Annotated in this window: 14 protein-coding genes; 13 read left to right on the top strand and 1 reads right to left on the bottom strand. The window is 29.4% G+C overall.

Annotation, left to right across the window (positions count from 1 at the left end):
* Positions 1-40: 40 nt before the first annotated feature.
* The 11 genes from FGK85_RS01185 (at position 41) to FGK85_RS01135 (ending at position 10,289) form a co-directional block, all read left to right on the top strand.
* Complete coding sequence (locus FGK85_RS01185; protein ID WP_138202969.1) at positions 41-1,081, top strand: hypothetical protein; 1,041 nt, start codon at positions 41-43, stop codon at positions 1,079-1,081.
* A 257-nt stretch (positions 1,082-1,338) separates the two neighbouring features.
* Positions 1,339-2,010 (top strand): site-2 protease family protein, encoded by a 672-nt coding sequence (locus tag FGK85_RS01180; RefSeq protein ID WP_138202967.1) that lies wholly within the window; start codon positions 1,339-1,341, stop codon positions 2,008-2,010.
* A gap of 101 nt (positions 2,011-2,111) precedes the next feature.
* Positions 2,112-2,747 (top strand): tRNA (guanosine(46)-N7)-methyltransferase TrmB, encoded by a 636-nt coding sequence (gene trmB, locus FGK85_RS01175; protein WP_138202965.1) that lies wholly within the window; start codon positions 2,112-2,114, stop codon positions 2,745-2,747.
* A 187-nt stretch (positions 2,748-2,934) separates the two neighbouring features.
* The gene (cobT, locus tag FGK85_RS01170) at positions 2,935-4,008 is read left to right on the top strand and encodes a nicotinate-nucleotide--dimethylbenzimidazole phosphoribosyltransferase (RefSeq protein WP_138202964.1); all 1,074 of its coding nucleotides are present in this window, start codon (positions 2,935-2,937) and stop codon (positions 4,006-4,008) included.
* Positions 4,009-4,090: 82 nt separating this feature from the next.
* A complete protein-coding gene (gene cobC / locus FGK85_RS01165) occupies positions 4,091-4,690 on the top strand; it encodes an alpha-ribazole phosphatase (RefSeq protein ID WP_138202962.1) in 600 nt (199 codons plus the stop codon).
* 150 nt (positions 4,691-4,840) lie between these two features.
* Positions 4,841-5,389: a bifunctional adenosylcobinamide kinase/adenosylcobinamide-phosphate guanylyltransferase gene (cobU, locus tag FGK85_RS01160; RefSeq protein ID WP_138202960.1), complete on the top strand. Its 549-nt coding sequence runs from the start codon at positions 4,841-4,843 to the stop codon at positions 5,387-5,389.
* A gap of 86 nt (positions 5,390-5,475) precedes the next feature.
* The gene (cobS, locus tag FGK85_RS01155) at positions 5,476-6,231 is read left to right on the top strand and encodes an adenosylcobinamide-GDP ribazoletransferase (protein WP_138202958.1); all 756 of its coding nucleotides are present in this window, start codon (positions 5,476-5,478) and stop codon (positions 6,229-6,231) included.
* 66 nt (positions 6,232-6,297) lie between these two features.
* On the top strand, positions 6,298-6,813 hold the full coding sequence (gene cobO / locus FGK85_RS01150) for a cob(I)yrinic acid a,c-diamide adenosyltransferase (protein WP_138202956.1): 516 nt from the start codon (positions 6,298-6,300) through the stop codon (positions 6,811-6,813).
* Positions 6,814-6,838: 25 nt separating this feature from the next.
* The gene (gene ymfI / locus FGK85_RS01145; RefSeq protein WP_138202954.1) at positions 6,839-7,579 is read left to right on the top strand and encodes an elongation factor P 5-aminopentanone reductase; all 741 of its coding nucleotides are present in this window, start codon (positions 6,839-6,841) and stop codon (positions 7,577-7,579) included.
* 55 nt (positions 7,580-7,634) lie between these two features.
* Entirely contained in the window at positions 7,635-7,847 is a 213-nt protein-coding gene (locus FGK85_RS01140; protein WP_138202952.1) for a hypothetical protein, read from the top strand.
* A gap of 105 nt (positions 7,848-7,952) precedes the next feature.
* Positions 7,953-10,289 carry an ATP-dependent DNA helicase gene (locus FGK85_RS01135; protein ID WP_138202950.1) on the top strand — a complete coding sequence of 779 codons (2,337 nt, stop codon included), beginning with the start codon at positions 7,953-7,955 and terminating at the stop codon, positions 10,287-10,289.
* A 217-nt stretch (positions 10,290-10,506) separates the two neighbouring features.
* Here the strand turns inward: FGK85_RS01135 and FGK85_RS01130 are convergent, their stop codons facing one another.
* On the bottom strand, positions 10,507-10,974 hold the full coding sequence (locus FGK85_RS01130) for a GyrI-like domain-containing protein (RefSeq protein ID WP_171011292.1): 468 nt from the start codon (positions 10,972-10,974) through the stop codon (positions 10,507-10,509).
* A 422-nt stretch (positions 10,975-11,396) separates the two neighbouring features.
* Here FGK85_RS01130 and brnQ point away from each other — a divergent pair, with 422 nt between their 5' ends.
* Both brnQ and FGK85_RS01120 read left to right on the top strand, forming a co-directional pair.
* Positions 11,397-12,692, top strand: coding sequence for a branched-chain amino acid transport system II carrier protein (brnQ, locus tag FGK85_RS01125; RefSeq protein WP_138202946.1), 1,296 nt, complete (start codon positions 11,397-11,399; stop codon positions 12,690-12,692).
* A gap of 19 nt (positions 12,693-12,711) precedes the next feature.
* Positions 12,712-12,975 carry a hypothetical protein gene (locus FGK85_RS01120; protein WP_138202944.1) on the top strand — a complete coding sequence of 88 codons (264 nt, stop codon included), beginning with the start codon at positions 12,712-12,714 and terminating at the stop codon, positions 12,973-12,975.
* The last annotated feature ends 156 nt before the right edge of the window (positions 12,976-13,131 follow it).

Genomic DNA, 13,131 nt, shown 5'->3' with positions numbered 1-13,131 from the left:
TGATTTTAAAAATGTTTAAATAATTGGCAAGGTGAACTTTATGAAAAGATTTAAAAAATTGTTGTTGTGGGTTATAATAGGATTACTTTTACAAACGTTGTTACTTTGGTATTTGGATAAATATATTTTAGGTAAAGACATAAACATACAAATAACAAAAATACCCTATGAAAAAAAGGATAAAGTATATAATACTAAAGTTAAGATACCACTAGAGGCAAAAAATATAAAAATATCATCTGAAGCTGAATATATTTCTTATTTTAGTGGGAAAAAATTAAATATAATAGATATAGAAAAAGGAACAACTGAAAGCTTTCCTGTAACTGAAAAGAGTACTATATTGGATTATGAATGGGTGGAAAATAGAAGTAGATTATTAATATTAGAAGGTGAAAAAGAGAAGAATTCCAGCAGGGTTAAAATATCATATTATGATGCCAAAAAACATTTAAAGGAAGAAATAGCTCATTTAGCATGGGCTAATATAGAAGATACCACTGGTCATATAGTTATATCTCCAGTTATAGAAATGATATATATAAATATCACAGAAAAAGATAAATCCAGAGTATATAGTGTGGATTTAATGAAAAATGTAAAAGAAATAAACTTGGGAAAAACTTCCGTAGGAAATATGCTTGTAACTAAAGAAAATGTACTTTTATATGAAAACTTAGAAGATTCCTCTTTAATGCAATATAATAAAGGGGAAATTAAAGAAATATCTAAATTAAAAGGGACAAGGTTATGGGCCTTGGATAAGAAAGAAAATATTTACTTATATGAAATGAAAAATTCAAAAGTTAGTGATATATTATATATTGATAATATAAGTAGATTAAATAATATAAAGAATAGAAATTTTAAAAGGATATCCTTGGATAAGGAATATAATTTAAACAGTATTTATTTAAAAGACAATGGGGAGGTTTATGTAAAAGATCAGGAAACTGATATAATTAAAGGGTGTAACTCTCATAAGGTGTTTAAATACGAAGGAGATTTCATTGGATTTTATAAATATGGTTTTCTTTATAAAGATATTAAAGGGCACATTAAAATTTTGGAAATAAAATAAATTAAAATAAATAAATTAAATAACTCAACTTTCGCATATAAATTTTAAGTTCTACACTATGCAAGGTAAGAAGTAAGAAGTAAGAAGTAAGAAGTAAAAAGTAAGAGGTAATAAGTAATGAGTACTACTTACCTGCAAATTTTATAACCTAGTACCTAGCACTTAGTACCTAACTAAGCAGTAATTGCCTGCAAATTTTTAGTTTTATAACTGCAAAAGTTGAATTATTAACTATTAACAGTTGGGGGGAGAAAATTTTGTTCAGTAAAGAATATATATTACAAAAGATATTATTTATTCCGGCTATATTGATAGCATTTACAGTGCATGAATATGCTCATGCTAAAATGGCGGATAAATTAGGTGATAAGACGCCTAGATTTCAAGGAAGGCTCACATTGAATCCTATTACTCATATAGATCCAATAGGCTTTGTTATGATATTAATATTTGGGTTTGGATGGGCAAGACCAGTAGAAACTAATCCTAGAGCTTTCAAAAACTATTATAAAGATGATTTAAAGGTGTCCGTAGCAGGACCATTATCAAATCTTATAACAGCCTTTATTTTTGCTTTGATTTATGGAATTATTGCAAATCATATTTTTGTAGGGGATTATGGAATTAAAATTAATAACATAATGTTTTTAATACTATACATAATTCAAAGTGTGGTTACCATAAATGCAATGTTGTTTTTATTTAACTTATTACCTATACCAAGCTTAGATGGCTTCCATGTTTTAAGAGATTTATTTCCTAAATTTTTCTATAAGTTTTCGGATGTAATTTATGGATATCAAATGGTTATATTAGTTTTATTAATAGTGCCATTGCCAGGTTTTGGAACATCTATAATTTCTTTCATAGTACATAGACCATCCATGGCTATAGCAAGCTTATTCTTTAAAATAGCAAGTTTAATTTAGTTGTAGCTTGATTTGCAGTTTCTTATTTTGGATTATTATTGTTTTCTATAACTTTTGTATGTTAAAATGATAAGCGAATGTTACGTATATAGGAGGAAAATATGAGATTAAGGAAAAAATGGTGGGCAAGGCCCGAACTAGAAAAAAGTGAATTGTTTATTCCGGATGCTAAAGAATTAAAAGGAAAATGGCATGAAGAATTTAAAAATAATAATGACATATATTTAGAATTAGGATGTGGAAGAGGTGGATTTATATCTAAAGCAGCCACAAAATATCCAGATAAAAATTTTGTAGCGGTGGATCTTAAAGATGAAGTTTTAATATATGTGCTTAAAAGGCTTCAAGAAGAGGAAATTGGAAATGTAAGAATAACAGCTATGAATATAATGGGTATATCTGATGTATTTCAAAAGGGTGAGGTTAAAAGGATATTTATAAACTTTTGTAACCCATGGCCTAAAGAAAGACATAAAAAAAGAAGGCTTACCCATACAAAATTTTTGGAATACTACAAGCAGTTCATAGAAAAAGGATGCCAAATATGGTTTAAAACTGACGATGATGAATTGTTTGAGGAATCTTTAGAGTATTTTAAAGAAAGTGGATTTAGTTTTAAATATTTAACTAGAGATTTGCACAGTGAAGATTTTAAAGATAATATAGCCACTGAATATGAAACTAAATTCGTACAAATGGGAATAAAGATAAAGTTTTTAATAGCTGAATTAAATTAAATAAAAGTTATATATGCAAGGCTGTACTTGAAAAGGTAAGGCCTTGTTTTTTTTATTTTTAATATTAGAATTAAAATTTACGAACTACTTACTGAAATAAAAGAAATATGTTAGTATTATTATGTAATTTATTATAAATACATAGGAATTTAAAACTAAAAAGGCTCATAAGGATGGGGGAATAAGCATGTCATTATTAGAAAGTACATTAAAAGAAATTAAGCCTTTAAATGAAGATGCAATAAAAAAAGCATGGAATAGAATAGATAATTTAACTAAACCTATTGGCAGTTTGGGAAGACTTGAGGAAATAGCTGCTCAAATGGCAGGTATTACGGGAGAAGTTTTTCCTAAGATAAAAAATAAAAATATAATAATAATGTGTTCAGATAATGGAGTTGTAGAGGAAAACGTAAGCAATAACTCTCAAAAGATAACTAGTATAGTTACAAATAATTTTACGAGGGATATAACAGGAGTGCATGTTCTTTCTAAATTTACCAACACAGACATGACTGTAGTGGATATAGGTGTAAATTGCGATTTCCATAATAATTTAATAATAGATAAAAAAATTTCTTATGGCACAAAAAATATGGCTAAGGAACCGGCCATGACAAGAGAACAAGCTATAAGAGCTGTAGAAATAGGTATAGAAATGGTAGATAACCTAGTAGAACAAGGAGTAAATTTATTTGGTACAGGGGAAATGGGAGTGGGAAATACTACTACCAGTGCAGCGGTTTTGAGCGTGCTTTGCGATTTAGAACCTGAAATAACTGCAGGTAAGGGTTCTGGAATAACAGACACACAATTAATGTGTAAGAGAGAAGCTATAAAAAAAGCTATAGAAGTAAATAAGCCAGATAAAAATGATGTAATAGATGTATTATCTAAAGTTGGAGGATATGATATAGCAGGGCTCTGTGGATGTTTTTTAGCAGCAGCAAAAAATAGAGTACCTATTGTTATAGATGGATTTATAGCGTCAGCAGCAGCACTATGTGCTTGTAGGTTAAAACCTCTGTGCAAAAATTATATATTCTCATCACATTTATCAGCGGAACCTGCTGCTATACACATGTTAAAAGAAATAGGTGTAGAGCCTCTGCTTAATTTGAAAATGAGATTAGGTGAAGGATCTGGATGTCCATTAGCTTTTAACATAATTGAAGCTGCTATTTATACTATGGAAAACATGGGAACCTTTGAGGATGCTTCTTTAGATGTTAATGAATATATAGATATAAGAGAAAAATAAACACAAGGGAAGAGGTAAAGTGAAAAAGTAAGAACTATTATAATTGCTGAAGATTTAAAAAGAGATGAGGTTTTACAAGGAAATGAATATATACTTAGTTCGGCATGGGGAAACAGGTGAAAATGCAAAGGGAACTTATTACGGTAGTATGGATGTAGGGTTAAATGCAAGGGGAATTGCCCAAATAGAAACTTTGGCAAATTTTTTTAAAAAGGTAAATATAGATAAGGTTTATATAAGTGATACAAAAAGGGCACATGAAACAGCAAAAATTATATTAAGAGAAAATCCAATGGAGATAATCAAGGATGATAGATTGAAGGAAACTAATTTTGGAGATTTTGAGGGGAAAACCTTTGAAGAGATTTCTAAAAGGTATCCAAAGGAGTGCCAAGTATGGTCAAAGGATTGGAAAAACTTTAGACCGCCAAATGGAGAAACTTATGTGGAAATGTACAAAAGAGTTTCTGATTTTATGGATGAATTAAAAAAAATGAACTGTGATAATGTACTTATTGTAACTCATTCAGGAGTTATTAAAGGTATTTTATGCTATGTAATGGATGGAAATATAGATTTATTTTGGAAGTTTGCTTGTTCAAATGGAGATAGAGTTTTAATTAAATATGAATATGGAAATCTTTATTTGGATTCTATAACACACGCTTTATTAGTTGACTAGTTTGCTAGTGGAATAGAAGAAGTACAATTTAAAATTGAGTAGAAAATATTTTGAAGCTTTTGTAGGGAAAATTCAGTTACTATATTAGTGATTATGTGAGAAATGATTTAGTACTAGAATTATAGCATATAGGAAGGGGAGATTTTTAAAGTGAGTAAAGTGGTTTTAGTTACTGGTGGAAGTAGAAGTGGTAAAAGTAGCTTTGCAGAAAATTTGTTAAAGGATACAGATGATGTACTTTATATAGCTACTGCTATAGTTACAGATGGGGAAATGAAAGACAGAATAAAAAAACATAGGGAAAGTAGAAATGCAAAATGGGAAACCTATGAGGGATTTAAGGATTTAGACAAGGTTGTAGAAAAATGTAGCCATAAAAACATAATGCTAGATTGTGTTACGGTTATGATAACTAATTTGATGTTTGAGGAAAATAAAGACTTTGACAATATGTCTATGGAAGAAGTGGATGAGTTATTAATATATATAAAAGATCAGTTTAATAAGTTTATAAATAAAGCAAAGGAAAAGAATATAAATCTAGTTATGGTAACTAATGAAGTGGGAAGTGGATTGGTGCCAGAATATAAATTGAGCAGGATTTTTAGAGATATTGCAGGATTTACCAATCAATTTATAGCTAAAAAAAGCACTGAAGTTTATTTTACAGCTTGTGGATTACCGCTAAAACTAAAGTAATTATAAAATACTAATGTAACGAATGCAGCGTTAGTAGGGAATTCACTAGAGATTTTTTAAAACTAAAGTAATTGGAGATGAGTGCAGTGAAAGAATTTTTTAATAACTTTTTACTTTTTGTACAGTTTTTAACTAGAATACCTATAAATAAAAGCTTGCCTTGTGAAATGGAGAATTTTAAAAGGGGAATTATATTTTTCCCTGTAATTGGAGTTATAATTGGTGAGGTTCAATGGATAGCGGTATATGCTTTAAGTAGAATTTTACCTGTAAATATAGTTGCAGTTTTTGCAATAATAGCAGCACTTCTCATAACAGGTGCTCTTCATGTAGATGGATGGGGAGATGTGTTTGATGGATTTTTTTCCTTTAAAGGTGGGAGAGAAAAAATAATAGAGATAATGAAGGACAGCAGAATTGGAACTTATTCATGTATAGCCATAATTTGTAATTTTATTTTGAAGTATGCGGGGATATCAAATTTAATTTCTGGTGGTTTTAGTTTATGGATAATAGCAGTGCCTGTAATGGCAAAGTGTTGCGTAGTAATCATATGCTATATAGGAAATACTGCAAAAAAAACTGGTTCTGGCAATGTGTTCATAGGGAATGTAGATATTAAGGGGGTAATAATATCCTCTTTAATAGGAGCCCTTATAATATTGCCTATAGTAGGAGCATTAAACTTTTTAATAATTGCTATAGTGGATATATTTTTAACTTTATTGATAAATATGTTTTGTAAACATTATATAGGGGGACATACTGGAGATACTTTAGGTTTTACCAGTGAAGCTGTGGAAATAGTCACTTTAATAATTATGTCTGCTATTACTTTTTAGCTGAGTTATAATTATTAAAAGCAGATAATTAACTGCTATAAACTTATTATACTAGGGGTGTTTTTAATGAAAAATTCATATGTTCATGTATATACAGGAAATGGCAAGGGCAAAACTACAGCGGCTATAGGGCTTGCAGTTAGAGCAGCTATGGCTGGAAAAAAAGTTTATATAGGACAATTTATAAAGGGAATGAAATATAATGAGTGCAAGGTAGTAGAATACATACCCAATATAACTATAGAGCAGCTGGGTAGGGATTGTTTTATAAATAGAGATCCAGAGGAAGAGGACATACTAGCTGCAAAAAATGCTTGGGAAAAATGCAAGCATATTCTTAATTCCAAAGAATATTCCGTGGTTATATTAGATGAAATAACCATAGCATTTTACTATAAACTAATTGACTTAAAGGATGTAATAGATGCAATAAAAAATAGAAATGATCAAATAGAAGTAGTTATAACAGGTAGATATGCACCAAAAGAAATTATAGAAATGGCAGATTTAGTTACGGAAATGAAAGAAATAAAACATTATTATACCCAAGGAGTACTTTCTAGAGACGGCATAGATAAATGATTTAGAAAAAAAGGGAGCTGATAAAGTGAGTTTAGGTGGTAAAATAGCATTAGTTACAGGAGCTTCTAGAGGCATAGGTAGAAGTATTGCTATAGAACTTGCTAAAAGAGGGGCAAATGTTATAGTAAATTATAAAAAAGACCAAGAGGGAGCAGAAAAAACAATAGAATTGATTAATGAAAATGGTGGAAGAGGTTTTTTATATAAGGGTGACGTGAGTAGCTATTCATTTTGCAAAAATATGATTGAAGATATAATAAAAAGATTTTCTAAATTAGATATATTGGTTAACAATGCAGGTATATCAAAAGTAGGCTTGTTCATGGATTTAACAGAGGAAGAGTTTGATGAAATAATGAATGTAAACTTTAAGGGAGTATTTAACTGTTGTCATGCAGTGGTGGAGCATATGATAAGTAGAAAGCAAGGTACCATTGTGAATATTTCATCCATATGGGGCAATGCAGGGGCTTCTTGCGAAGTTATATATTCAGCATCCAAGGGAGCGGTAAACTCTTTTACAAAGGCTTTAGCAAAGGAATTAGCACCATCGGGCATTAGAGTTAATGCTGTGTCGCCAGGAGTTATAGATACCCAAATGAATAAATGTTTTTCTATTGAGGAAAAGGAAGCTTTGATTGAAGAAATACCTATGATGAGAATGGGTCAAGGAGAAGACATAGGAGAAGTAGTTGGATTTTTATGTGATGAATCTTCAAGATATATAACGGGACAAATAATAACGGTAGATGGAGGCTTTCTATAAAATATATGAAAAAAGTGGTAAAATATATTTAGAAAAGCTTAAGGGGGGATTATTTATGTGGGTATTAGTAGGTATAATTTTAACTTTAATAGTATTATTACTTGTGGCCGCTATATTGGGGGCTATAGTTTTACCAATAGCTGTGGTGGTATTTGTAATTGGTATAACTATAGCTATAATTTCTGCAGTGTTTAAATTTGTATTGGGAGTACCTTTTTTAATAGCTATTCTCATAATAGCAATAGTATATTATTTTGCTAAAAAATAGATTTTAATTTAATTAAATAAGGATAAAGAATATAAAATGCGGGTTTAAGTAGTACTTACCGCTTTTTATATTTTGCTTATATTTTAAATGTGGAGGAATTATTACATGGCTGGTAGTGATATAATAAAAGTTTCAGTAAGAGATTTGGTAGAATTTTTATATAGAACAGGGGATTTGGTATCTAGTTTTAAAGGAGCGTCTAGAAATTTAGATGCAATAAAAATTCATCAAAAAATTCAGAAAAAGGGCGGAGAAAATTATAACAAAGAATTTTATTTATGCCATACTTCGGATATAGATGGTATAAAAATAGAGATAAGTGGAAGAGCAGATGGTGTAATAATTTTAGAAAATGAAGTTATAATAGATGAAATAAAAACTACTACAAGACCCATAGATGAAATATATGAAGATTATAATTTAGCTCATTGGGCTCAGGCTAAGTGTTATGGGTTTATATACGCTGATGAAAATTCTCTAAGCAGTTTAAAGATTCAACTTACATATTATTCTTTTATAGATGAGGATATAAAGACATTTATAAAGGAATTTTCTTTTGAAGAGTTAAAAGATTTTTTTCATGAAATGCTAAATAGATATTTAAAATATGCAAAAATGAGGCAAGATTGGGAAAGCGTTAGAGATAATTCCATAAGGGATTTTAAATTCCCATTTGGTAATTATAGAAAGGGTCAGAGGGAATTTGCTATAGGGGTATATAAAACTTTACAAAAGGGTAAAAAGCTATTTGCTGAGGCACCAACAGGTACAGGAAAAACCTTGGCTACCTTATTTCCTAGTATAAAGGGCATGGGAGAGGGGATTTGTTCCAAGATATTTTATTTAACAGCTAAAAATATGGGTAAGATAGCTGCTGAAAATACTATGGATTATATGCTGGAGCATGGTCTTAAAATAAAGACGGTTTCATTAACTTCTAAAGAAAAGATATGCTTTAAAGATAAAAATTGTGATCCCGATGTATGTCCCTATGCTAAAGGGCATTATGATAGAGTGGCAGATGCCTTAGAAGAAATTTTTCAAAAGGAAAATTTAATAAATGATGAGAAAATTAAAATATATGCTGAAAAATACCAAGTATGTCCTTTTGAGTTTTCTCTTGATTTATGCAATTGGGCTGATTGTATAATTTGTGATTATAATTATGTGTTTGATCCTAGAGTTTATTTGAGAAGATTTTTTGATTCGTATAATGACTATGTAATTTTAGTAGATGAAGCGCATAACCTAGTAGATAGAAGCAGAGAAATGTATTCTGCTGAATTGAGTAAAAGGGATATGATGAATTTAAAAAAAATAGTAAAAGAAAAAATACCAGATTTATATAAAAATTTAAATAAAATAAACTCATTTTTTCTTAAAAATAAAAAAGAGATAGAGGGAGAATATTATATAAATAAAAGTCTACCAGAAGGTATTCATTCTTTAACTAGGAAGTTTTTAAACATATGTGATAAATGGCTCAGTAGGGAGGAGGATTGGGAATTTAAAGATGAGCTTTTAGAGGTGTATTTTAATGTAAATAGATTTTGTAAGGTTTGCGAATGGTATGGAGAACAGTATGTAAGCTATTTTAAAAAGCAAAAGGATGATATTGTATTGAAGTTATTTTGTTTAGATCCATCTAAATTTATAGAATCCTTTGGCAAAGTAGTTAAATCCACTATATTTTTTTCTGCCACCTTAGCTCCAATGGATTATTATATGAATGTACTTAATGGTGATGGGGAAAGTTATAAATTAAGGCTTAAATCTCCCTTTCCAGAGAAAAATTTATGTTTAATAATAGATAATAAAATTTCAACTAAATATTCTCAAAGAAAATTTACATATGACCAAGTAGTACAGGATATATACCAAGTGATTAAATCTAAAAAAGGAAATTATTTAATTTTTGCGCCTTCCTACGAATACATGGAAATACTATACCAAAAGTTTATGGATTTAAATTTGGAAGTTCAATGCATAAAGCAAGAATATAGCATGGAAGAGGAAGAAAAAGAGAAGTTTTTGGGGAATTTTACTGAAGGGAAGGATGAGACTTTAGTAGGGTTTGTTGTAATGGGAGGAATGTTTGGAGAAGGAATAGATTTAACTGGAGACAAACTAATAGGAGCAGTGGTAGTAGGAGTTGGCATGCCTCAAATTTGTGTAGAAAGAGATTTAATAAGAAATTACTATGATGAAAAAAATTCAAAAGGGTTTCAATATTCATATATATATCCAGGAATGAATAAAGTTATGCAAGCATCAGGAAGAGTAATAAGAAAGGAAACTGATAAGGGTGCTGTACTCTTAATAGATACTAGATTCGGCACAGGTGCCTATAAAAGCTTATTTCCTAAGCATTGGCATGCTAAATTCAAAAGTAATCAGGAGGATATTATAAAATCATTAAAGGAGTTTTGGGATTCCAAATAGATAAAATTATGACTTTGGCAAAAGAAATATATAAATTTTCATAAATAAAAACCATGCATATAAATAGATTTATTTTATACATGGTTTTTTTATATAGTAATCTTATATATTTTATGACATAAACTTTTTTAGTTTAAATGAACTTTTGCATATAAAATTTAAATTTTATATTGGAAAGTCTTATTTTATCACTGCGAAAGTTGGAATTTTGGTATACTTATTTAATAGGTATGTATATATTAATGACATATTCATCCAGGTTAGGGTCACAATAAGCATTATCATATTCTTCTATATCAGGTAATGTAGAATGTTCATAAGATGAATTTGGTAGCCATATACCATATATATATTCGTAAGTTTGTCCTAAACTGTTAAGAGATCCTTTGTGAGTAAATATGGCGTATTTAGAAAAAGGTATTATCTTGCAAATCATATTTTCAGGAACTTCTTCAGAATTAGCAACCTTTACAGAAGATATATAAGAAAATTTAGAGCTGCCTGGAAACAATTTGCATATACCGTAGCTCTTTTGTTCATCTATTCTATTTTTAATTTCTTCCATTCTAGGATAAAAGCTATTCCAAAGTTTTTTTAATTCATCGTGTTGGTTTTTACCAAAATATTTAGTTCCTATTATTTTAAAAGTATCTAATTCCACTATTTTAGGTTCAGATAATTCCATAAAGTTCCCTCCCAATATATGAAATGGTATAGAAAACAAATTGAATCTAGCATACATTATACACTAATAAGCGAAAAAATAGTAGCTGAGTTTTAAAATAATTATAAGTTATTTATTTAACTTTGGTACATGGATTTTAAGCGCTACATTATTTTTGAATTTCTATTTTATAATTGTGAAAATTGAATTATTTAAGATTAACATATTTACCAAATATATTTTGTAAAAATTGAAAGAAACAACTTGAATAAATTCATATATTTTGGTATAAATATAATATAACTTCTTTAAAGACAGTGTTATTCATTGATTGAATGTGAAAAACTTAAGTAACTAATATACAGAAAATTTTAAAAATGGATAAAAAATTAACAGGTTAATTCAATGCCTGAAAGTTTATTATCTTTGGGGGTGTATTTATCATGAGTAAAAAAAATAAGGACGCTTTGGTAGTAGGGCTAGCCCTGTTTGCAATGTTCTTTGGAGCGGGAAATTTAATATTTCCACCAGAGTTAGGTATGCAATCTGGATCCAAATGGATATTATCTGCTATAGGATTTTTCTTAACAGGAATAGGAATGCCGCTTTTAGGAATAATGGCTGTATCTAGGGCTGGAGGTAGTATTGATAAACTTTGCAGTAAAGTAAGTCCAACCTTTAGTAAAATACTAGGAACTATAATAGTTCTTTGCATTGGACCTTTTCTAGCTATTCCAAGAACCGGTGCCACAACCTTTGAAATGGGTATAAAACCAATTTTCTCAGGAGTAAATTCTATTATATTTTCTATAATTTACTTTTCAGTAACTTTATTCTTTGTTATAAAACCATCACAGATAGTAGATAAGATTGGTAAAATATTAACACCAGCGTTATTGGCAGTATTAGCAATTATAATATTTAAAGGAGTAACGTCTCCTATGGCAGTACCTGGAACTCCGGTTTTGAAAAATGCTTTTTCTAGTGGATTTGTAGGCGGATATCAAACTATGGACGCTATGGGGTCTATACTTATGGCTAGTATAGTTTTGAAAAGCCTTATAGATAAGGGATATAAGGAGCAAAAGGTTCAAATGAAGTTAGCTTTTAGAGCATCTTTAATAGCTGCAGTAGGTTTGGCTTTTGTATATGGAGGCTTATTATACCTTGGTGCTACAGGAAATACAGTTTTCCCACAGGATATAACTAAAACTCAATTAGTTATGAATATTGCTGAGAGAACATTAGGTGGGTTTGGTTCAATAGCACTAGCTATATGTGTTACATTAGCATGTTTAACCACATCCATAGGACTTACAGCTACTACAGGAAACTATTTTAATGAACTTACAAAAGGTAAAGTTAGTTACGAAAAAATAGTTATAATAACTACTGTTATAAGTGCTGTGTTAGCTAATGTAGGGGTAGAAAAAATAGTTAGATTATCAATGCCTGTACTTGTGGCAGTATATCCAATAACTATAGTTTTAATAATAATGAATATGTTTGATAACTTAATACATAATAAAGGTGCATATATTGGAGCTGTTTATGGAGCTTTATTTGTAAGTTTATTTGATGCAATGTCTGCATTAGGATTTAATACATCCTTTATAGGCAGATTTATGAATATAATTCCATTATCAAATCAAGGTTTTGCTTGGATAGTTCCATCTATAATTGGAGGAGTGCTGTTCAGCTTAATTAAAAAGAAAGAAGAGGGGTTAGTGGAAGAATAATTAAAGTGGGGAATAAAATATGTATACTTGGGATTGTTTGGCTCCTAGATTTATAGTCTTTAAATATATGATAAGATGGTATATAGATAAGTTCGGAATGTTTTGTTATGTAACTATATTTGTAGGAGTTATTTTAATAGCACTTTTAAGGGCTGTTATATTAGATATAAAAATGAAGGAATATGACAGAGTAATAATGATAATTATCTTTACACTTATATTAATTGGAGGATTATTAGGAGTGGGTATGGATATGTATAATGGAAGTGTTTCTATACCGTAATTCTTAATTTAGTATTATATTTAGATACTAAGTACTTGGTGCATTTTAGCAAATAGGAAGGTGTTGAGGATTAATATTTAGGTAATAGAAAGTCTGCTGTGGTGAAATAATACCATGGTAGACTTTTTTTACTGGGAAAGAAATTTGCATTATGTG

The sequence above is a fragment of the Haloimpatiens lingqiaonensis genome (assembly GCF_901447495.1).
GTDB classification, from domain to species: Bacteria; Bacillota; Clostridia; order Clostridiales; family Clostridiaceae; genus Haloimpatiens; species Haloimpatiens lingqiaonensis.
This window is presented reverse-complemented; position numbering and strand designations above follow the sequence as displayed.

Excerpts from the sequence above, each read along its gene's own strand:
- FGK85_RS01130 (WP_171011292.1), bottom strand. The coding sequence starts at position 10,974 with ATGGAATTATCTGAACCTAAAATAGTGGAATTAGATACTTTTAAAATA.
- FGK85_RS01185 (WP_138202969.1), top strand. The coding sequence starts at position 41 with ATGAAAAGATTTAAAAAATTGTTGTTGTGGGTTATAATAGGATTACTT.
- cobO (WP_138202956.1), top strand. The coding sequence starts at position 6,298 with ATGAAAAATTCATATGTTCATGTATATACAGGAAATGGCAAGGGCAAA.
- FGK85_RS01135 (WP_138202950.1), top strand. The coding sequence starts at position 7,953 with ATGGCTGGTAGTGATATAATAAAAGTTTCAGTAAGAGATTTGGTAGAA.
- cobT (WP_138202964.1), top strand. The coding sequence starts at position 2,935 with ATGTCATTATTAGAAAGTACATTAAAAGAAATTAAGCCTTTAAATGAA.
- trmB (WP_138202965.1), top strand. The coding sequence starts at position 2,112 with ATGAGATTAAGGAAAAAATGGTGGGCAAGGCCCGAACTAGAAAAAAGT.
- cobC (WP_138202962.1), top strand. The coding sequence starts at position 4,091 with ATGAATATATACTTAGTTCGGCATGGGGAAACAGGTGAAAATGCAAAG.
- brnQ (WP_138202946.1), top strand. The coding sequence starts at position 11,397 with ATGAGTAAAAAAAATAAGGACGCTTTGGTAGTAGGGCTAGCCCTGTTT.
- FGK85_RS01140 (WP_138202952.1), top strand. The coding sequence starts at position 7,635 with ATGTGGGTATTAGTAGGTATAATTTTAACTTTAATAGTATTATTACTT.
- FGK85_RS01120 (WP_138202944.1), top strand. The coding sequence starts at position 12,712 with ATGTATACTTGGGATTGTTTGGCTCCTAGATTTATAGTCTTTAAATAT.